The organism is Variovorax sp. DAIF25 (assembly GCF_050711835.1).
GTDB lineage: Bacteria > Pseudomonadota > Gammaproteobacteria > Burkholderiales > Burkholderiaceae_C > Variovorax.
In genome coordinates this window covers 6,262,812-6,280,347 of the sequence record NZ_CP136636.1, presented here as the reverse complement: position 1 = coordinate 6,280,347, position 17,536 = coordinate 6,262,812, and the positions used below count along the sequence as shown (strand labels likewise).

Annotated in this window: 16 protein-coding genes; 7 read left to right on the top strand and 9 right to left on the bottom strand. The window is 71.5% G+C overall.

The features are described from left to right. Nucleotides 1–60: 60 nt before the first annotated feature. Nucleotides 61–1,257: an arabinose transporter gene (locus R0232_RS29075; RefSeq protein WP_093341105.1), complete on the bottom strand. Its 1,197-nt coding sequence runs from the start codon at nucleotides 1,255–1,257 to the stop codon at nucleotides 61–63. 135 nt (nucleotides 1,258–1,392) lie between these two features. Continuing rightward, nucleotides 1,393–2,058: an O-methyltransferase gene (locus tag R0232_RS29070; protein ID WP_431510314.1), complete on the bottom strand. Its 666-nt coding sequence runs from the start codon at nucleotides 2,056–2,058 to the stop codon at nucleotides 1,393–1,395. An 83-nt stretch (nucleotides 2,059–2,141) separates the two neighbouring features. On the opposite strand from R0232_RS29070, the gene R0232_RS29065 reads away from it, so the two are divergent. Beyond that, nucleotides 2,142–2,774, top strand: a complete 633-nt coding sequence (locus R0232_RS29065) for a TetR family transcriptional regulator (protein ID WP_395350326.1) — start codon at nucleotides 2,142–2,144, stop codon at nucleotides 2,772–2,774. A 65-nt stretch (nucleotides 2,775–2,839) separates the two neighbouring features. On the opposite strand, the gene R0232_RS29060 is transcribed toward R0232_RS29065, so the two are convergent. The 5 genes from R0232_RS29060 to R0232_RS29040 form a co-directional block, all read right to left on the bottom strand. Beyond that, nucleotides 2,840–4,177: an MFS family transporter gene (locus tag R0232_RS29060; protein ID WP_431510313.1), complete on the bottom strand. Its 1,338-nt coding sequence runs from the start codon at nucleotides 4,175–4,177 to the stop codon at nucleotides 2,840–2,842. Nucleotides 4,178–4,345: 168 nt separating this feature from the next. Next, entirely contained in the window at nucleotides 4,346–4,960 is a 615-nt protein-coding gene (locus tag R0232_RS29055) for a response regulator (RefSeq protein WP_209541795.1), read from the bottom strand. After that, nucleotides 4,957–7,125 carry a sensor histidine kinase gene (locus tag R0232_RS29050; protein WP_431510312.1) on the bottom strand — a complete coding sequence of 723 codons (2,169 nt, stop codon included), beginning with the start codon at nucleotides 7,123–7,125 and terminating at the stop codon, nucleotides 4,957–4,959. Before R0232_RS29050 ends, R0232_RS29055 begins: the two co-directional genes overlap by 4 nt. Nucleotides 7,126–7,209: 84 nt before the next feature. Next, nucleotides 7,210–8,196 (bottom strand): tripartite tricarboxylate transporter substrate-binding protein, encoded by a 987-nt coding sequence (locus R0232_RS29045; protein ID WP_431510311.1) that lies wholly within the window; start codon nucleotides 8,194–8,196, stop codon nucleotides 7,210–7,212. Between the two features lie 116 nt (nucleotides 8,197–8,312). After that, on the bottom strand, nucleotides 8,313–8,984 hold the full coding sequence (locus R0232_RS29040; RefSeq protein WP_431510310.1) for a TetR/AcrR family transcriptional regulator: 672 nt from the start codon (nucleotides 8,982–8,984) through the stop codon (nucleotides 8,313–8,315). Nucleotides 8,985–9,094: 110 nt separating this feature from the next. Between R0232_RS29040 and R0232_RS29035 the strand changes: the two genes are divergently transcribed. Together R0232_RS29035 and R0232_RS29030 are read left to right on the top strand one after the other, a co-directional pair. Then, nucleotides 9,095–9,679, top strand: coding sequence for an SCO family protein (locus R0232_RS29035; protein ID WP_431510309.1), 585 nt, complete (start codon nucleotides 9,095–9,097; stop codon nucleotides 9,677–9,679). Then, complete coding sequence (locus tag R0232_RS29030; protein WP_431510308.1) at nucleotides 9,676–11,223, top strand: hypothetical protein; 1,548 nt, start codon at nucleotides 9,676–9,678, stop codon at nucleotides 11,221–11,223. The genes R0232_RS29035 and R0232_RS29030 overlap by 4 nt, the downstream gene beginning before the upstream one ends. Before the next feature lies 1 nt (nucleotide 11,224). On the opposite strand, the gene R0232_RS29025 is transcribed toward R0232_RS29030, so the two are convergent. Both R0232_RS29025 and otnK read right to left on the bottom strand, forming a co-directional pair. Then, the gene (locus tag R0232_RS29025) at nucleotides 11,225–11,905 is read right to left on the bottom strand and encodes a class II aldolase/adducin family protein (protein ID WP_431510307.1); all 681 of its coding nucleotides are present in this window, start codon (nucleotides 11,903–11,905) and stop codon (nucleotides 11,225–11,227) included. A 55-nt stretch (nucleotides 11,906–11,960) separates the two neighbouring features. Continuing rightward, entirely contained in the window at nucleotides 11,961–13,241 is a 1,281-nt protein-coding gene (gene otnK, locus R0232_RS29020) for a 3-oxo-tetronate kinase (protein ID WP_431510306.1), read from the bottom strand. Nucleotides 13,242–13,352: 111 nt separating this feature from the next. Here otnK and R0232_RS29015 point away from each other — a divergent pair, with 111 nt between their 5' ends. Genes R0232_RS29015 through R0232_RS29000 form a run of 4 tightly spaced genes read left to right on the top strand, consistent with a single transcriptional unit; the run spans nucleotide 13,353 to nucleotide 17,525 of the window. Next, nucleotides 13,353–14,606 (top strand): aminotransferase class III-fold pyridoxal phosphate-dependent enzyme, encoded by a 1,254-nt coding sequence (locus R0232_RS29015; RefSeq protein WP_431510305.1) that lies wholly within the window; start codon nucleotides 13,353–13,355, stop codon nucleotides 14,604–14,606. 47 nt (nucleotides 14,607–14,653) lie between these two features. Beyond that, nucleotides 14,654–15,796 carry an ABC transporter ATP-binding protein gene (locus R0232_RS29010; protein WP_057591381.1) on the top strand — a complete coding sequence of 381 codons (1,143 nt, stop codon included), beginning with the start codon at nucleotides 14,654–14,656 and terminating at the stop codon, nucleotides 15,794–15,796. After that, the gene (locus R0232_RS29005) at nucleotides 15,793–16,698 is read left to right on the top strand and encodes an ABC transporter permease (RefSeq protein WP_431510304.1); all 906 of its coding nucleotides are present in this window, start codon (nucleotides 15,793–15,795) and stop codon (nucleotides 16,696–16,698) included. Before R0232_RS29010 ends, R0232_RS29005 begins: the two co-directional genes overlap by 4 nt. After that, nucleotides 16,695–17,525, top strand: coding sequence for an ABC transporter permease (locus R0232_RS29000; RefSeq protein WP_203202689.1), 831 nt, complete (start codon nucleotides 16,695–16,697; stop codon nucleotides 17,523–17,525). The genes R0232_RS29005 and R0232_RS29000 overlap by 4 nt, the downstream gene beginning before the upstream one ends. Nucleotides 17,526–17,536: the final 11 nt, after the last annotated feature.

Below are 17,536 nucleotides of genomic sequence, written 5' to 3'. Positions count from 1 at the left end.
GCGTGGAGTGTATTCGAACGCGAGAGAGGGCCTGCGGTGCGAAGGGAGAGTGGGGCTTTCTCATGCACGCGCGACGCTGCGCAGTCGCAGTGCGATCAGCAGGCCGGCGAGCGCCGCGCCCGCGCCGATGAGGAACACGCCGCCATAGCCCGCCCGGTCCGCGAGCAGCCCGGCCACGGGGCCGGTGAGCCCGTAGGCCAGGTCCTGGAAGGCCGAGAAGCCACCGAGCGCGGTGCCGCGCAGTTGCGGTGCCACCAGCCGCACCACCTCGCGGCCCATGGCCGGAAAGATCATCGAGCAGCCCAGGCCGGTGAGGAAGGCACCCGCGAGCGCGGCGACGGGGCTCGGCGCCTGCCAGATCAGTGCCTGGCCGAAGGCCTCGACCGCCAGCGACACGATCGCCACCGGCAGCCCGCCGATGCGGTCGGGCAGGTGGCCGAACAAGATGCGCACCAGCACGAAGCCGCTGCCGAAGGCCGTGAGCCCGAGGCCCGCATGCGACCAGTGCTGGCCGCGGAAGTGCAGCACGAAGAAGGCGCCGATGGCCGCGAAGCCGATGCCCTGCAGGCACACGATCAGCCCATGCGGCCAGATGATGCCGAGCACGCTGCGCAGCGAGGGCCGGCCCGCGCCCGGCTGCACCGCCACGCCCTCGAGCCGCCACACCGCCAGCAGCCCGATGCAGGGCAGCAGCGCGCTCGTGGCCATCGCACCGGCGAAGCCGAAGCGTTCGAGCAGCGCGAGGCCGACCGGACCGCCGACCGCGAGCGCGCCGTAGATCGCGGCACCGACCAGCGCGAGCACCTGGCCCGAGCGCGCGGGACCGACGAGGCCGATGCCCCAGCCGATCACGCCGACGGCGACCAGGCTCTCGCCCAGGCCCAGCAGCAGGCGGCCCGCGACCAGCAGGCCGAAGCCGATCCACGGCGTGGGAATCCACAGGCCCGCGAGCCATGCGACGAGCGCGCCCGCGACATAGAAGGCCAGCCCGCGCACCACGGCGCGCTTGGGACCCTGGCGGTCCGACAGGCTGCCCGCGGTCGCGCGCGTGAGCACGGTGGCGAGGAAGGCGATGCCGACCGCGAGGCCGGCCCAGAAGTTGCCGAGGCCCAGCCGCGTCGTCACGTGGACCGGCACCACGGGCAGCGAGAGGCCGACGCAGAGGTAGGAGATGAAAAGCACCGCGGCGAGCAGCAGCAGGCGGCTCTGCGCGGAGCGGGACGGCGCGGGAATCGCCGGGGCGGAAGTGGAGGTCATGAGGAGGTCCAGGTTGTTCCTCGAACGGCCGGTGCGCAAGAAAGGAAAACGCACCCCGGCCGCGAGGATCGCGGGGGTGCGTTGCTTGACGTCAGACGCTTACGGCCAGCGGGGCTGGCGGGGAAAAGGAAAGGCTCAGCCCAGCCGCATCGAGAGCTCGACGTCGGACGCGAAGGGCACCGACAGGTAGCCGGCCGCGCTCGAGCGCACGCGCGCGAGGTACTCGGGGCTGTGGTCGGCGTTGTCGGCGATCACGAGCGCGCCGGGACGCAGGCGCGCCTCGACCAGTGCCAGCACCTCGGGATAGAGCGCCTTGGCGCCGTCGAGCAGCAGCAGGTCGATGCGCTCGGGCAGGTCGGTGGCCAGCGTGCGCAGCGCATCGCCTTCGCGGACCTCGACCAGGTCGGCGAGGCCGCCGGCCGCGAGGTTCTCGCGGGCGCGCGCCACCTTCGAGGCTTCGAACTCGGTGCTCAGCAGCCGGCCGCCGCCGTTGTCGCGCAGGGCCGCGGCCAGGTGCAGGGTGGAGATGCCGAACGAGGTGCCGAACTCGACGATGCTGCGCGCGCCGTTGCCGCGCGCGAGCATGTAGAGCAGCGTGCCGGTCTCGCGCGAGACGGCGAGCGGGAAGTCCTTCAGCCGGGCATAGAAATCGAGGTACTCGGTGCGGCTTTGCATCAGGCGCGCGAGCTCGTCGCTCGACAGGCCGGCGACGGCGGCGCTGGTGCGCGGCGAGGAGGCATCGGCCTCGGCGAACAGGCGCTCCAGCAGGGGCGCGAGCGGTGCGGTGGTCAGGGTGTTCATGGTGTTCTTCAAGAGTCGGACGGTGTGCGTCGATAATATGAAGGAAGCTTCAGATTTTCCATTCGCGTTCCGAAAGCCACGCCATGCCCACCCGCCGCAGTGCCCCGCTCTCCTCTAGAAGACAGCCCCAGCAAGCCCGTTCGAGCGACCTCGTCGCGGCGATCCTCGAAGCCGCCCTTCAGGTTCTGGCCAGGGAGGGCGTGCACCGCTTCACCACCACGCGCGTGGCCGAGCGCGCGGGCGTGAGCGTGGGGTCGGTCTACCAGTACTTTCCGAACAAGGCCTCGATCCTGTTCCGGCTGCAGAGCGACGAATGGCGCCAGACCACCGAGCTGCTGTGCGGCATCCTCGAGGACGTGGCGACGCCGCCGCTCGATCGCCTGCGCCGTCTGGTCCATGCCTTCGTGCGCTCGGAGTGCGAGGAGGCCGGCATGCGCACCGCCTTGCACGACGCGGCGCCGTTCTACCGCGACGCGCCCGAGGCGCAGACCGCGCGCGCCGCGGGCGAGCGCGCGATGCAGGCCTTCCTGCGCGAAGCGCTGCCCGGCTTGTCGAAGGCGCGGCGCGCGCTGGCGGGCGACCTGGTCACCACCACCTTCGGCGCGGTCGGCAAGCAGTTCTCGGAAACGCCGCGCACCGAGGCGCAGATCAAGGCCTATTCCGAGGCGCTGGCCGACATGCTGTGCGCCTACCTGCGCAGCCTCGGCGCGGAGTAAGGCCCCCAAAAAAAAGAGTCCCGGCGCGGACCCCGCGGCGGGACTCTTCTCGGTGCGCGAGCGCCTTACTTGTCGTGATGCAGGTAGGTGGCCTGGCGCGGCAGCAGCAGGCTGACCAGGAAGGCCACGACCATCATCGCCGTCACGTACCAGTAGAAGTAGGACTCGTGGCCGATCGACTTCAGGCCCAGCGCCACGTACTCGGCGCTGCCGCCGAAGATGGCGTTGCCCACCGCGTACGACAGGCCCACGCCGAGCGCGCGCACCTCGGGCGGGAACATCTCGGCCTTCACGATGCCGCTGATCGAGGTGTAGAAGCTCACCACCGCCAGCGCGACGGTGATCAGCACGCCGGCCATCAGCGGGCTGGCGACGTTCTGCAGGCTGCTGAGCACCGGCACCGTCATCAGCATGCCGAGCGCGCCGAACAGCAGCATGTTGCTGCGCCGGCCGATGCGGTCCGACAGCGCGCCGAACAACGGCTGCATGCACATGTAGATGAACAGGCACGCGGTCATCACGTTGCTGGCGGTCTTGATCGACATGCCGGCCGAGTTCACCAGGTACTTCTGCATGTAGGTGGTGAAGGTGTAGAAGATCAGCGAGCCGCCGGCCGTGTAGCCCAGCACCACGAGGAAGGCGCGCTTGTGGTGGCGGAACAGCTCGCCCATGGTGCCGGCGCCCTTGGCGGCGCGGGTCTTGGTGCTGGCGGTCTCGGTCAGCGTGCGGCGCAGCAGCAGCGCCACGATGGCCGCCACGGCGCCCAGCACGAAGGGAATGCGCCAGCCCCAGGCCTTGAGCTCGGCCTCGTCGAGCACCTGCTGCAGCACCACCACGACCACCACCGCGAGCAGCTGGCCGCCGATCAGCGTGACGTACTGGAACGAGGAGAAGAAGCCGCGCTGGCCGCGCATCGCCACCTCGCTCATGTAGGTGGCGGTGGTGCCGTACTCGCCGCCGACCGACAGGCCCTGCAGCAGCCGCGCGAGCAGCAGCAGCGCGGGCGCGGCGGCACCGATCTGCGCGTAGGTCGGCAGGCAGGCGATCACCAGCGAACCCACGCACATCATCACGACCGAGGTCACCATCGAGGTCTTGCGGCCCTTGCGGTCGGCGATGCGGCCGAACAGCCAGCCGCCGATCGGGCGCATCAGGAAGCCGGCCGCGAACACGCCGGCGGTGTTGAGCAGCTGCACCGTGGGGTCGGACTTGGGGAAGAAGGCCGGCGCGAAATAGATCGCGCAGAAGGCGTAGACGTAGAAGTCGAACCACTCCACCAGGTTGCCCGAGGAGGCGGCGAAGATGGCGAAGATGCGCTTGCGCTTCTCCTCGAAGGTGTAGGGCGTGGTGTCGGCCGGCGAGGCGCCGGCGGGGGCGCCGCCGGTGCGGGCGAGGGTGTTCATGGCGTGTCCTTGTCTCGGGTCGCGGCCGCTGGAGGCGGCCTGAATCGGTGCCCGGGAAGTCTGTCGCGGCACGCGCGCGCCGTCGTCCGTAGCCCACCGCCGCGCGGCTACGTATCGGTACGCAAGGGTTAACCCTAGGTGGGCGTTTCCGGGCTGGCGCGGCCCCGTCTACAGCCCGTGCTCGCGCAGGAAGCGGTCGAGCTGGTGGCTGTTCGCGAGGCCCAGCTTGGCGAACGCGTGGGCCCGGTGGGTCTCCACCGTGCGCTGCTCGAGCGGTGCGAGCTCGAGCGCGATCTGCTTGTTCGGCTTGCCCTCGGCCACCAGCCGCGCCACCTGCATCTCGCGCGGCGTGAGCTTGTCCCACAGCGCCTGCGCGGCCTGCCGCGCTTGGCGCTTCGCGGCGATCTCGCCGGCGCGCTGCAGGGCGCGCGCGATGCTGTCGAGCAGCTGCTCGTCGTTGCAGGGCTTCTCGAGCCAGCCGAAGGCGCCGTTCTGCACCGCCTCCACCGCCATCGGGATGTCGCCATGGCCCGAGAGGAACAGCACCACCAGCGGGCTGTCCTGCGCGCGCAGCGCGTCGAACACCTGCAGCCCGCTCATGCCGTCCATGCGCAGGTCGAGGATGGCGCAGCCCGCGCGCTGCAGGTCGGCGCCGGCCAGGAAGTCCTCGCCCGAGGCGAAGGTCTGCACCGCGTAGCCGCGCGAGAGCAGCAGCAGGCCGAGCGAGCGGCGCACGGCCTCGTCGTCGTCGACCACGCAGAGGTTGTTGGCGGATGCGTTCATGGGGAGGGGATCTCCAGCACGAGGGTGAATACCGTGCCACCGCCCGGACGGTGGTCGAACACCAGCCGGCCGCGGTGCGCCTCGACGATGGTGCGGCAGATGTTGAGGCCGAGCCCGAGGCCGCCGGGCTTGGTGGTGAAGAAGGGCGCGAACACCTGCTCGGCGAGCGCGTCGTCGATGCCCGTGCCGCGGTCGAGCACGCGGATCTCCATGCGGCCCTCGACCACCTCGGCCTCGAGCTCGACCACGCGCCGTTCGACCGGCGTGGCCTGCATCGCCTGCAGGCTGTTGGACAGCAGGTTCAGCAGCACCTGCTCGAGCAGCACGCGGTCGCCGCGCACCGGCGGCAGCGTGGCCGGGATGCGCACCTCGGCGCGCGACTGGCGCTGCCGCATCTCGCCCTGCAGCAGCGCGAGCGCGTTGGCGGCCAGCGCCGCCACCGCGCAGTCTTCCGTGCCCGCGGTGCGCTGGCGCACGAAGCCGCGGATGCGCCGCACGATCTCGGCGCTGCGCCGTGCCTGCGCCATGGTCTCGTCGAGGCTGCTGGCCAGCAACGCCTGGTTGCCCTGCTCGGCGAAGGCCTTGGCCGCGCCCGCGAAGCTGCTCAGCGCCATCAGCGGCTGGTTGAGCTCGTGCGCCAGCGTGGAGGCCATCTCGCCCAGGCTCGCGAGCCGCTGCGCATGCTGCAGCTGCTCGTCGTTCTGGCGCTGGCGCAGCTCGGCGCGCTTCTGCTCGGTGATGTCGACCACCGAGCTCATCCAGCCCGCGTGGCCGCCGTCGGCGTCGATCAGCGGCGCGGTGTAGACCATGGTGATGACCTCGCGGCCGTCGCGATGGCGCAGCCGCGACTCGAAGCCCGACAGCGCGGGCTGGCCGCTCATCATGGCGTCGTAGTGGTGCCAGTGGCGCGGCACCTCGTCGGGATGCCAGTAGGGGTAGGGCGGCAGCTTGCCGAGCAGCTCGTCGGCGCCGTAGCCGGTCATCTCGCAGAAGGCCGGGTTGACGTAGGTGATGCGGCCCTCGAGGTCGCGCGCACGCATGCCGACCAGCAGCGAATCCTCCATCGCCTTGCGGAAGGCGTGGGCCTCGTCGAGCTCGTGGGTGCGCTCGCGCACGCGCAGCTCGAGCTCGCGTCGCGCATCGCGTTGCTCGGCGAAGCGGCGCTCGCGCAGCCGCCAGTAGAGGCCGCCGAGCAGCAGCACGCCGGCGCCCAGCAGGCCCAGCATCCAGGTGCGCTCGCGCGCGCGCGTGACCTCGGCGTGGTCGACCATCACCGTGAGGGTCCAGCCCAGGTCGGGCAGCGGCTCGTCGATCGCGAGGAAGCTGCGCGGCTTGCCGCCGAGCGCGGTGCGCACCAGGTAGCCGGGCTCGCCGTCGCCGCGCTGCGTCTTCCAGGGCAGCGCGGGGAAGCTGGCGCGCGCGCCGTACTGCTGGTCGCGCCGCAGCCGCTCGAGCTGCACCGCGTCGAGCGGGCGCGTGGCCTGGTACATCCACGCGGGCACCGAGCTCAGGAACACGATGCCGCGCGCGTCGGTCAGCAGGATCGGATCGCGCACGAAGGTCCAGGCCTCCTGCAGCGCGCGCAGGCTGACCTTGACCGTCACCACGCCGATCACCGCGCCCGCGTCCGAGCGCACCGGTGCCGAGATGAACAGGCCCGGTTCGCCGGTGGTCTGGCCCACGCCGTAGAACAGGCCGCTGCGGCCCGCGCGCGCATCGATGAAGTAGGGCCGGTTGGCATAGGACTCGCCGACGAAGCTCTGCGGCGTGGCCCAGTTGCTGGCCGCGAGCGTGAGGCCCTGCGGGTCGATCAGGTAGAGCGCGTCGGAACCGGCCTGCCGGTTCACCTCCTCGATGTAGAGGTTGGCGCGCTGCTTCACGGTCGCGTCGCCGGGGTGCGCGAGCGCGGCCAGCACCTCGGGATGCAGCGCCGCGGTGAACGGCAGGTAGCTGTACTTGCCGGCCGAGTCGCGCAGGCCCAGCACGTGCACTTCCATCGCGCGGCGGATCGAGTCGGCCTGGAAGCTGGCCTCGCGCGCGGCCGCCCATTGGCCGGCGGCGCCGATCAGCAGCGCCGCGAGCGCGAGCAGGCCGGCGCCGAGCAGCAGCGCGCGCCGGCGGCGGCGCGCGCGGGGATCGTGGGAAGAAGGCGAGGAAGGCGGCATGGACAGGCGGGCCGACCGGCGCGGCGCAGGGGATTCTGCCCTGATCGCCGTCGCGGCCTGCGCGCATGTGCCGCGCCGTGGCCGCTACTGCAGCTTGTAGTCGAGCGTCTTCACGAGCCGGCCGTAGGCGGCGCGCCCGCTCTCCACGCGCAGGCCGAGCGCCTCGGGCGTGCTGGTGGCCGCGGTCACGCCGAGGCTCGCGATCCTCTGCGCGAAGGCCGGCGCATTCACCACCTTGGCGATGGCCGCGTTGTACTGGCGCAGCAGCGCGGCGGGCGTGCCGGCCGGTGCGAACACGGCCGTGAACATCATCTCCTCGAGGCCCGAGATGCCGGCCTCGGCATAGGTCGGCACCTCGGGCAGCCGCGCGATCCGCTCGGGCCCGTTGACCGCGAGCAGGCGCAGCTTGCCGCTCTCGACGTAGGGCAGGATCGCACCCACGCCGCCGATGCCCGCGGGCACCTGGCCGGCCACGAGGTCCTGCACCAGCGGCCCGTCGCCGCGGTAGGGCACGGCCGTCATCGGCGTCGAGAGCGCGCGCCCCAGCACGCCGACCGCGAACTCGGGCCCGCTGCCGGGCGCGGGCACGCCCACGCTGTTCTGGCCCGCATGGGCCTGCGCCCAGGCCGCGAAGCCGCGGATGTCGGTCACGCCCGTGCCGACCACGGCGGGATTGACCGCGAACACGTCGGGGTTCGAAGTCACGAGGCCGACCGGCGCGAAGTCCTTCGCGACATCGAAGCCCGGATTCGCCATCGTCACCGGCACGATGGACACCGTGTGCCCGTTCGAGAGGAACAGCGTGTGGCCGTCGGGCCGCGCGGCCTTGAGCGCCTGCGCCGCGATCTGGCCACCCGCGCCCGCGCGGTTCTCGACCACCACCGGCCGCGCCAGCTCGGCCTGCAGCCCGGCCGCGAGCTGGCGCGCGATCAGGTCGGTGGAGCCGCCGGCCGGGAAGCCGACCAGGATGCGCAGCGGCGTGGTGTCGGCGAGCGCGAGCGTGCAGCTCGCCATGACCGACGCGGCGACGAGGAGGCGCGCGGCGAGGGCGCGAAGGGAGGCGGGCTTCATGGCGTGCGGGGCGAAGGGGCCGAGTGGAGGGTGGCCGGATTGTTCGGCGCACGCCGCGCGGGCTCAACCGCAAGGACGCCGGATTTGGGCACCGTTCGTTCGGCGCCCCGTGCCGCTCAACGCGCGCGCGCCGCGCCCTTCGCCGCCCACTGCGCGAGCATCGCCTCGACCAGCTGCGACACCATCGCGCGCGTGTCCGACCAGGCCATGGTGCGCGTCATGCACGGAAAGGCGATGGTGCCGAACACCGAGGCCAGCAGCGTGTCGGCCGCGAGCCGCGAGGACAGCGGCGGGCGCGGCAGCGTGGCGAAGAAGGCATCGACCGTGTCGTAGTAGAGCTGCAGGCTGTCGACCACCGCGCGCGAGCGGCCGAAGGGCCGGCCCTCGCTGTCCAGCGGCGGCGGCTCGCGCAGGCTGGGCGCGGGGAAGATCTCGAGGAACTCCTCCATGTGCGCGAGCCAGTGGTCGGCGGTGGCCATGAACAGTTTGTGCACGCGCCGCGCGGGATCGCGCGTGCGCGCGATGGCCTGGCGCAGGTGCTCGGTGGCGCTGTCCATGTCGCGGCCGCGGATGTGGAAGAACAGGTCCTGCTGGTCGTGGAAGTACTGGTAGATGCTGCCCGGCGCATAGCCGGCCTCGGCCGCCACGCGCCGCAGCGACACGCCGGCCGCGCCCTCGGCCGCGAGCAGCCGCCGGCCCGCGGCGATGAAGTCCTCGCGCACCAGCGCCTTGTCTTCCTGGCTGCGCGCGCGGCGGCGCAGGTCGTGCTTCGGGTCGCGCAAGGGCATGGAGCGTGGGGCCGGCGAGGGGAGTGGGAGGCGATGGGACGGCCGAAGTATAGGTGGCGCTGCGGGAAAACCCGGGCCATAAATGAACGCGTTCAAATAAGAATGCGCCCATGTCCTTCCTCTCCACCTTCGCCGATGCCGCGCCCGCGTCCTGCTGCTGCGGCGGCGCCGCTGCCGCCGCGCCGGCACCGATGCCCGCGCCGATCGATGGCGCCTTCTCGCTGGTCGACCACTTCGGCACGCCGGTCGACCAGCGCAGCTATGGCGATCGCCACCTGCTGGTGTTCTTCGGCTTCTCGCACTGCGCCGTGGTCTGCCCGCGCGAGCTCGCCAAGCTCGGCGCGGCGCTGCAGGCACTGGGCCCGCTGGCCGCGCGCGTGCAGCCGCTCTACGTGAGCGTCGATCCCGCGCGCGACACGCCCGAGGTGCTGCGCGCCTGCGTGGCGCGCCATCCGGGCGGCTTCGTCGGCCTCACGGGCAGCGAGGCGCAGGTCGAGGCCGCGAAGAAGAGCTTTCGCGTGTTCGCGCGCCGCGTGCCCGACGCGGCGGCGCCCGGCGGCTACGTGGTGCCGCACACCGCGCTGGCCTACTTCATGGCGCCGGGCGGCCGCTACCTCGCGCACTTCGCCGAATCGCTCGATGCGCCCGCGGTGGCGGCGCGCATGACCGACCTGATGCAGGGAGACACGCCATGAACAGCCCCGAAGCCTCGACGCCGCTGAGCGACCGGCAAGCCGGCCACCTGCGCCACTTCGCCAACCTCTCGCGCCAGCCGGTCAACGACTGGTCTGGCATGCAGGGCCGCGGCACCGGCCAGGACGACTTCGGCGGCTACCGCTTCCAGCTCGCCTACATGGCCTATGCGATCGCGCTCGCGCACCGCCATCGGCTGCCGGCGGCGCCCGGCGCCTTCCGGCCCGTGTTCGAGCGGCTGATCGCCAAGATGCTGCTGCCCGAGGTCTGGATGTACTGGGCGCGCGTGAGCCGCGGCGGCAGCGTGTTCAACATGCACCGCTCGCACGACTACGAGGAGGACTGGAACCCGGTCGGGCGCGACAACATCATGTACAGCGCCTACGTGCAGTCGATGGCGCTGCTGCACCACTACCTGTTCGACGACGACCGCTATGCGCAGCCCGGCGCGCTGACCTTCAGCTACTGGTCCTTCTTCTGGGGCGGCAAGGAGCGCCGCTTCGAATACGACCAGCGCAGCCTCAACCAGCACGTCTACTGGCAGATGGTCGAGAGCGGCTACCTCGGCGTGGCCTGCGAGCCCAACTGCGTGTTCCAGATCTGCAACCAGCCCGCGATCCTGGGCTTTCGCATGCACGACCTGGTGCATGGCGGCGCGATGGCGGCCGAGGTCACGACGGCCTACCAGCAGGCCTGGGAGCGCTTCGGCCGGCTCGGCGCCAATGGCCACTACCTCACGATGATGGCGCAGGACACGCAGGCGCTGCGCGACAACGCCGGCCCCTCGCCCTGGGTCGATGCCTGGTGCGGCATGTTGATGAACATGTGGAACCGCGACTTCGTGCATGCGCACTATCCGGCACAGCTCGCGGGCTGGCTGCTGCGCGGCGAGGACGGCGCCTGCTCGGTGCGCTCGGCCGAACGGCCGCCGGTGATGGGCCAGCAGGTGGTCAACGACGATTCCGATTTCGGCTGGGCCGCGGCCTGGGCCTCGGAGATGGGCGACGCGGCCACGCTCGAGGGCTTCATGCGCCATGCCGATCGCCACATGGCGCCGAGCTGGCGCGAGGGCGGCTTCCACTTCCCGCGCAACGACCGGCCCGAGGACGCGCAGGGCCATCGCACGTTGGTCGAGCCGATGACCGGCAACGTGCTGCTGGGCTACGCGAGCCTCAACGTACCCGACGGGCTCTGGCGCCTCTACAACCAGCCCTGGCCCGAGCACCACCATCGCCAGCCCGCGCTGGTGCGCGTGGACGACGCGGTCGATGTGCTGCAGGCGGTGTTCGACACCGAGGCGCGCGTGCTGCGCTTCGCGCTGCGCCGCTGCGAGGGCGCGCGCGGCGGCGTCGAGGTCGAGATCGGGCGGTTGGCATCGCGCGGTGCCTGGACCCTGTGGTGCGATGGCGCCGAGGTCGCGCGCGGCGAGGCGGACCGCATCGAAGGCGGCGCGGCCCTGGCGCTGCGTGCGACGCCCGAGGGCTTCGCGCTGCGCTGCCCCGAGGGTGCGACCGCGGCCTTCGTGCTGGCGTTCGGCGCCGACTGACTCAGCCGCGCGTGGGCAGCCGCGACTTGCCGTAGCCGCGGTAGCGCTGGCGCACCGTCTCCATCTCCTGCGCGTCGAGGATCACGGGCGCGCCGAGCTGCGCGCTCATCCAGTACTGGCGCGCCAGGGTCTCGAGCTTGGCGGCGTTCGCCACCGCCTTCTCGACCGTGGCCGCGTAACAGATCATCCCGTGGTTCGCGAGCAGGCAGGCGTTGCGGTTCTCGAGCGCATCCACCGCCGATTGCGCGAGCGCATCGGTGCCGAAGGTGGCGTACTGCGCGCAGGGAATGTCGTCGCCGCCGAAGCCCGCGAGCATGTAGTGGAAGGCCGGGATCGGTCGCCGATGCGCCGACAGCGCGACGCAGGCATCCGAATGCGTGTGGACCACGGCCTCGGCCTGCGGGTAGCGGCGGTAGATGGCGGTGTGCATCGCCCATTCGCTCGAGGGGATGCCCGCGCCGCGGGTCTCGCCGTCGAGCGTGATCGACACCAGCGCCTGCGGGTCGATGGTGTCGGCGTCGGCACCCGTGGGGCTGATCAGCGCGCCGCCGTCGAAGCGGCAGCTGATGTTGCCCGCGCTGCCGCTGTTGAGGCCGAGCTGCGCGAGCCGGCGATAGCCGGCGGCCAGGGCCTGGCGCAGGGCGTCTTCGGACAGGGGGAGGGGAGACGGGGACGTGGTCATGGGCGGTTCCTTGCGCGCGTCGGCGCGGTGAAGCGAAGGTGGGACGTTCGGTTCTTCAGCGGGCCGCGTCGCGCATGCTCTGCAGCATGGGCAGCAGCATGTCGACCGGCCCCAGCTTGCCCGACTTGAGGCACAGCGCGAGCGGCGCGGCGCCGAGGGTCACCGCGCGCGCGATGCCGGGGCCGGCATAGGGGCCGACCTGCAGCCGGTCGATGGCGAGGTGCGCGAGCACCGAGCCCGAGGTCTCGCCGCCCGAGATCACGAAGCGCTTGACGCCCGCATCGCGCAGCCGCACCGCGAGCCGGCCGAGGATGTCCTCGGCCAGCGCCGCCGCCTCGTGCCGGCCGATGCGCGCCTGCACGCGCTCGATCACCGGCGCATGCGCCGAGGTCGCGATCGCGACCGGGCCCTGCGGCAGCGCCGCGAGCGCCCAGTCCAGCGCTTCGCCGATCACGTCGGCGCCGTCGATCGCGCGTTCGACGTCGATCCAGTGCACCGGCCGTTCGCGTTCGAAGGCACGCAGCTGTTCGATCGAGCGGTCGGCGCAGCTGCCGGCCAGCACCACGCCCGGGCCCTCGACCGCCGGCAGGCGCGGCGCGCGGTCGCCCGCTGCCAGCCAGCCGTGCTCGCGCCACAGCGCGGGGTAGTAGGCGCCGATCGAGGAGTTGCCGGTCATCAGCGGCCAGTCCCAGGTCAGGCCGGCGAGGGCGCGCAGGTCCTCGGGCTCGGCTGCGTCGGCGATCGCGAAGCCGGTGCCCTCGGCCTCGAGCGCGGCCACGTGCGCGCGCATCGCCTCGAGGCCCGCATGCACCACCTGCTGCGGGATCAGGCCGACGCGGGTCTTCGTCTGGCGTTGCAGCGTGCGCACGAGGTTGGGATCGAGCATCGGCGTCAGCGGATCGAAGCGCTTGGGCGACTCCGAGATCAGCATCTGGTCGGCGAACAGATGGCCCTGGAACACGCGGCGGCCGGCCTCGGGGAACGAGGGGCAGAAGGCGGTGAGCTTCGCGCCCGTGAGCTCGCGCAGCAGGTCGGCGCAGGGGCCGATGTTGCCGTCGTCGGTGGAGTCGAAGGTGGCGCAGTACTTGAAGAAGAGCTGGCGCGCGCCGCGCTCCAGCAGCGCACGCGCGCCGGCCTCGAAGGCCGCGACCGCGTCGGCCGCCGGCACCACGCGCGTCTTGCGCGCGATCACCACCGCGTCGAGTTCGTCGCCGAGTTCGGCCAGGGCTTCGGGCCGCGTCACGAAGCCGCAGCGCACGCCGTGCGCCACCAGCATCGCGGCCAGTTCCATGCCGCCGGTCAGGTCATCGGCGAGGGCGCCGAACAGTAATGCCATGGGTGTCTCCGATCGTTCTCGTGCGAGGGCGGATGCCGGGTTTGTGAGCTATTGCGCTACAGTAAATATGATATATCATGCCTCAAAACTAACGCAACGAAGGGTTCCCGAATGTCGTCCGCCGCCTCGCAGAACAGGCCGAACCAGCACGATCTCCAGCTCCGGCAGCGCGCCGCCAAGGTCGTGCCTGGCGGCATGACGGGGCACCTGAATGCGGCCTCGCTGCCCGCGGGCTATCCGCAGTTCTTCGAACGCGGCCAGGGCTGCCGCGTCTGGGACGTCGACGGCAACGAATACATCGACTTCATGTGCAGCTGGGGTCCGAACCTGCTGGGCCATCACCATCCGGTGGTCGATGAGGCGGCGCGCAGGCAGCAGGCCCTGGGCGACTGCCTCGACGGCCCCACGGCGCGCTTCGTCGAGCTGGCCGAACGCTTCGTCGCGCGCAGCGCCCACGCCGACTGGGTGCTGTTCCAGAAGAACGGCACCGATGCCACCACCGTCTGCCTGATGGTGGCGCGCGCGGCCACCGGCAAGCGCAAGGTGCTGGTCGCGACCAAGGCCTATCACGGTGCCGATCCCTGGTGCACGCCGATCCCCCAGGGCATCACGCCCGAGGACCGCGCGCACCTGATCCACTACACCTACAACGACATCGCGAGCCTCGAGGCTGCCGTTGCCCAGGCGGGCTCCGACTTCGCGGCCATCGTCTGCGCGGCCTTCAAGCACGACCTGGGCATCGACCAGGAGCTGCCCACGCCCGCGTTCGCACGCCGTGCCCGCGAGCTGTGCGACCAGGCCGGTGCCGCGCTGATCCTCGACGAGGTGCGCGCGGGCTTTCGCGTGCATGCGGGCGGCAGCTGGGAGACCGTGGGCGTGCGGCCCGACCTCAGCGCCTGGAGCAAGTCGATCGCCAATGGTTATGCGCTCGCGGCCGTGACCGGCGTCGATGCGTTGCGAGAAGCGGCCACGCGCATCTACACCACGGGCTCGTTCTGGTCGGGCGGCGTGGCGATGGCCGCGGGCCTGGCAACGATCGAAGTGGCCGATGCGCAGGACGTGGTGGGTCACGTGCAGGCCATGGGCCAGCGTTTCCGCGACGGCATCGCCGCGCAGTCCGCGAGCCATGGCGTGCCGGTGCGCCAGACGGGTCCGGCCGCGTTGCCGCTGATCCTGTTCGACGAAGACCCGGGTTTCGACAAGGGGGCAGTGTTCACGGTCGAGGCGCTGCGCCGCGGCGTCTACCTGCATCCGAAGCACAACATGTTCCTGTCGCTGGCACACACCGTGCAAGACATCGACCTGGCCCTGCAGGCCACCGACGCGGCCTTCGCCGCCGTCGCAGCGCGCTTCGGCCGGCGCTGACGTCCCTATCTCACGCACTCCCGCACGCACCCAGAGGAATCCGCAGCATGGCATCCACGGCAACCCAACCGCCCGTTGCGGGCTCCGAACGCGTCGGCGGTGCCGGCATCGAGATCCGCGGCCTCGCCAAGCGTTTCGGCGCGGTGCGCGCGGTCGACGATGTCTCGCTGAGCGTGCAGCCCGGCGAATTCCTCGCGCTGCTCGGGCCCAGCGGCTCGGGCAAGACCTCGATCCTCATGAGCATCGCGGGCTTCGAGCTGCCCGATGCGGGCAGCATCGCCATCGACGGCCGCGACGTCACCTACCTGCCCGCGAGCCAGCGCAACCTCGGCATGGTGTTCCAGAAGTACACGCTGTTCCCGCACCTCTCGGTGCTCGACAACGTGGCCTTCGGCCTCAAGATGCGCGGCGTGGCGCGCGCCGAGCGCCATCGCCTGGCCGAGCAGGCGCTGGCCACGGTGCGGCTCGAGGGCTACGGCAAGCGCATGCCGGCGCAGCTCTCGGGCGGCCAGCAGCAGCGCGTGGCGCTGGCGCGCGCCATCGTCTACAAGCCGAAGGTGCTGCTGATGGACGAGCCGCTGAGCGCGCTCGACAAGAACCTGCGCGAGGAGATGCAGCTCGAGATCAAGCGGCTGCAGTCGCAGCTCGGCATCACGGTGGTCTTCGTCACGCACGACCAGGGCGAGGCGCTGACCATGGCCGACCGCGTGGCGATCCTCAACCAGGGCCGCATCCAGCAGCTCGACGCGCCCAAGGCGCTGTACGAGCGGCCGCGCACGCGCTTCGTCGCGGGCTTCATCGGCGAGACCAACTTCATGCCGGCCGAGATCGGCCCGCTGCGCACCCAGGGCGCACTGGTGCAGCTGCCCGGTGGCGCGAGCCCGCGCGAGGTGCGCACCGATGCGCTGGTGGGGCGCGTCGCTGCCGGCGGCCGTGCCGTGGCTGCGCTGCGCCCCGAGCAGATCGTGATCGGCAGCCCCGAGGATCCGGCCGCGCTGCGCGCCACCGTGAGCGGCGTGATCTACAGCGGCTCCACCGTGCTGTGCATCGCGCAGCTGTCCGACGGCACCGAGCTGCGCGCGCGACTGCCCGACCCGAGCCGCGTCGCGCTCGCGGCCGGCGACCGCGTGGGCCTGCTGTGGCCGGCCGATGCGCTGCGCATCTATGGCGAAGAGGTGGCCGCGGCATGAGCACGGCGACCGCGCCCGTCATCGCGGCCTCGCCCTCGGCGTTCTCGCGCCTGTGGCTCGGCGGCCGGCAGCTCAGCGTCGCGGCCTCGGCCGTGCTGCTCGCGCCCTTCTTCGCGCTGCTGCTGCTGGTGTTCGTCTATCCGCTGCTGAGCTTGCTGTCGCTCAGCGTGCTCGAACCGCATCCCACGCTCGCGAACTACGCGCGCGTGTTCGACAACCCGGTCTACGTGCGCGTGATGCTGCGCACCGGCTGGATCAGCCTGCTGACCACCGTGCTGGCGCTGGTGCTGGGCTTTCCCATCGCCTACCTGATGACGCGCGTGAAGGGCGCCGTGGCCGCGCTGCTCACGGCCTGCGTGCTGCTGCCGCTGTGGTCCAGCGTGCTGGTGCGCACGGCCGCCTGGATCGTGCTGCTGCGCCGCGACGGCATCGTCAACAACGCGCTGCAGTGGCTGGGCCTCACGGGCGAGCCCGTGAAACTGCTCTACACCGAGGGCGCGGTGGTGCTCGCGATGGCGCACGTGCTGCTGCCCTTTTTGATCCTGCCGATCTACTCGGCGCTCAAGAACATTCCCGACGACTACATGCGCGCGGCCGCCATGCTCGGCGCCAACCGCCGGCGCGCCTTCTTCGAGGTGCTGCTGCCGATGAGCCGCGCGGGCGTGTGGAGCGGCTGCCTGATGGTGTTCCTCTCGGCGCTGGGCTTCTTCGTCACGCCGGCGCTGGTCGGCAGCCCGCAGGAGCTGATGATCGCCACGCTGGTCTCGCAGCAGGTGCGCGAGATGCTCGACTGGCCCTTCGCGGCCGCGCTGATCGGCGTGCTGATGGTGGTGGTGGCCACGCTGACCATGGTCTTCAACAAGGCCGTGAGCTTCAACCGGCTGATCGGGGGCGGCGCATGAGCAAGAACGAGAACACCGTGCGCCACCGGGCGCCCTTCGACCTCGGCGCCTTCTCGCTGCGCGCCTACGTCTGGCTGGTGGTGCTGTTCATCATGGTGCCCACGCTGATCATCGTGCCGATGTCCTTCAGCCCGGCCGACTTCCTCGAGTTCCCGCCCAGCGGCTTCACCCTGCACTGGTACCAGGAGTTCTTTGGCGATCCGCAGTGGCAGAAGGCGGCGTTGCTGAGCCTGCAGGTGGCCGCGCTCACCATGGTCTGCTCGGTGGTCATCGGCACCATGGTGTCGTACGCCATCGTGCGCGGTACCGAGCGCTTCCGCTCGGCCACGCAGCTGATGGTGATCGGCCCGGTGATCGCGCCGCACATCGCGGTGGCGGTGGCCTGCTATCTGTTCTACCAGCGCCTGGGCGTGGTCGGTTCGCTGGCCGGCTTCGTGGCGGCGCACACGGTGCTGGCGCTGCCCTTCGTGGTGTTCACGGTCTCGGCCGCGCTGTCGCGCGTCGACCCCGACCTCGAATCGGCCGCCATGAGCTGCGGCGCGAGCCGCGCGCGCGCGTTCTTCCACGTGACGCTGCCGCTGATCGTGCCGGGCCTGCTGAGTGGCGCGTTGTTCGCCTTCATCATTTCCTTCGACGAGCCCGTGGTCTCGTTCTTCGTCTCGAGCGTGCGCCAGCGCACCCTGCCGCGGCGCATGTTCGAGGACATCGAGCAGAACCTCACGCCCGTGATCCCGGCCATCGCCACGCTGCTCACGCTGCTGTCGATCGCGGTGCTGATCGCCGTGGCGCTGCTGCGCGTACTCGAGCGCCGGCGCCGTGCCGAATGAGCGCGCCCCCC

What these genes read in the sequence shown, in the direction of transcription:
- R0232_RS29075 (WP_093341105.1), bottom strand. Translation starts at nt 1,257, where the DNA reads ATGACCTCCACTTCCGCCCCGGCGATTCCCGCGCCGTCCCGCTCCGCG.
- R0232_RS29070 (WP_431510314.1), bottom strand. Translation starts at nt 2,058, where the DNA reads ATGAACACCCTGACCACCGCACCGCTCGCGCCCCTGCTGGAGCGCCTG.
- R0232_RS29065 (WP_395350326.1), top strand. Translation starts at nt 2,142, where the DNA reads ATGCCCACCCGCCGCAGTGCCCCGCTCTCCTCTAGAAGACAGCCCCAG.
- R0232_RS29060 (WP_431510313.1), bottom strand. Translation starts at nt 4,177, where the DNA reads ATGAACACCCTCGCCCGCACCGGCGGCGCCCCCGCCGGCGCCTCGCCG.
- R0232_RS29055 (WP_209541795.1), bottom strand. Translation starts at nt 4,960, where the DNA reads ATGAACGCATCCGCCAACAACCTCTGCGTGGTCGACGACGACGAGGCC.
- R0232_RS29050 (WP_431510312.1), bottom strand. Translation starts at nt 7,125, where the DNA reads ATGCCGCCTTCCTCGCCTTCTTCCCACGATCCCCGCGCGCGCCGCCGC.
- R0232_RS29045 (WP_431510311.1), bottom strand. Translation starts at nt 8,196, where the DNA reads ATGAAGCCCGCCTCCCTTCGCGCCCTCGCCGCGCGCCTCCTCGTCGCC.
- R0232_RS29040 (WP_431510310.1), bottom strand. Translation starts at nt 8,984, where the DNA reads ATGCCCTTGCGCGACCCGAAGCACGACCTGCGCCGCCGCGCGCGCAGC.
- R0232_RS29035 (WP_431510309.1), top strand. Translation starts at nt 9,095, where the DNA reads ATGTCCTTCCTCTCCACCTTCGCCGATGCCGCGCCCGCGTCCTGCTGC.
- R0232_RS29030 (WP_431510308.1), top strand. Translation starts at nt 9,676, where the DNA reads ATGAACAGCCCCGAAGCCTCGACGCCGCTGAGCGACCGGCAAGCCGGC.
- R0232_RS29025 (WP_431510307.1), bottom strand. Translation starts at nt 11,905, where the DNA reads ATGACCACGTCCCCGTCTCCCCTCCCCCTGTCCGAAGACGCCCTGCGC.
- otnK (WP_431510306.1), bottom strand. Translation starts at nt 13,241, where the DNA reads ATGGCATTACTGTTCGGCGCCCTCGCCGATGACCTGACCGGCGGCATG.
- R0232_RS29015 (WP_431510305.1), top strand. Translation starts at nt 13,353, where the DNA reads ATGTCGTCCGCCGCCTCGCAGAACAGGCCGAACCAGCACGATCTCCAG.
- R0232_RS29010 (WP_057591381.1), top strand. Translation starts at nt 14,654, where the DNA reads ATGGCATCCACGGCAACCCAACCGCCCGTTGCGGGCTCCGAACGCGTC.
- R0232_RS29005 (WP_431510304.1), top strand. Translation starts at nt 15,793, where the DNA reads ATGAGCACGGCGACCGCGCCCGTCATCGCGGCCTCGCCCTCGGCGTTC.
- R0232_RS29000 (WP_203202689.1), top strand. Translation starts at nt 16,695, where the DNA reads ATGAGCAAGAACGAGAACACCGTGCGCCACCGGGCGCCCTTCGACCTC.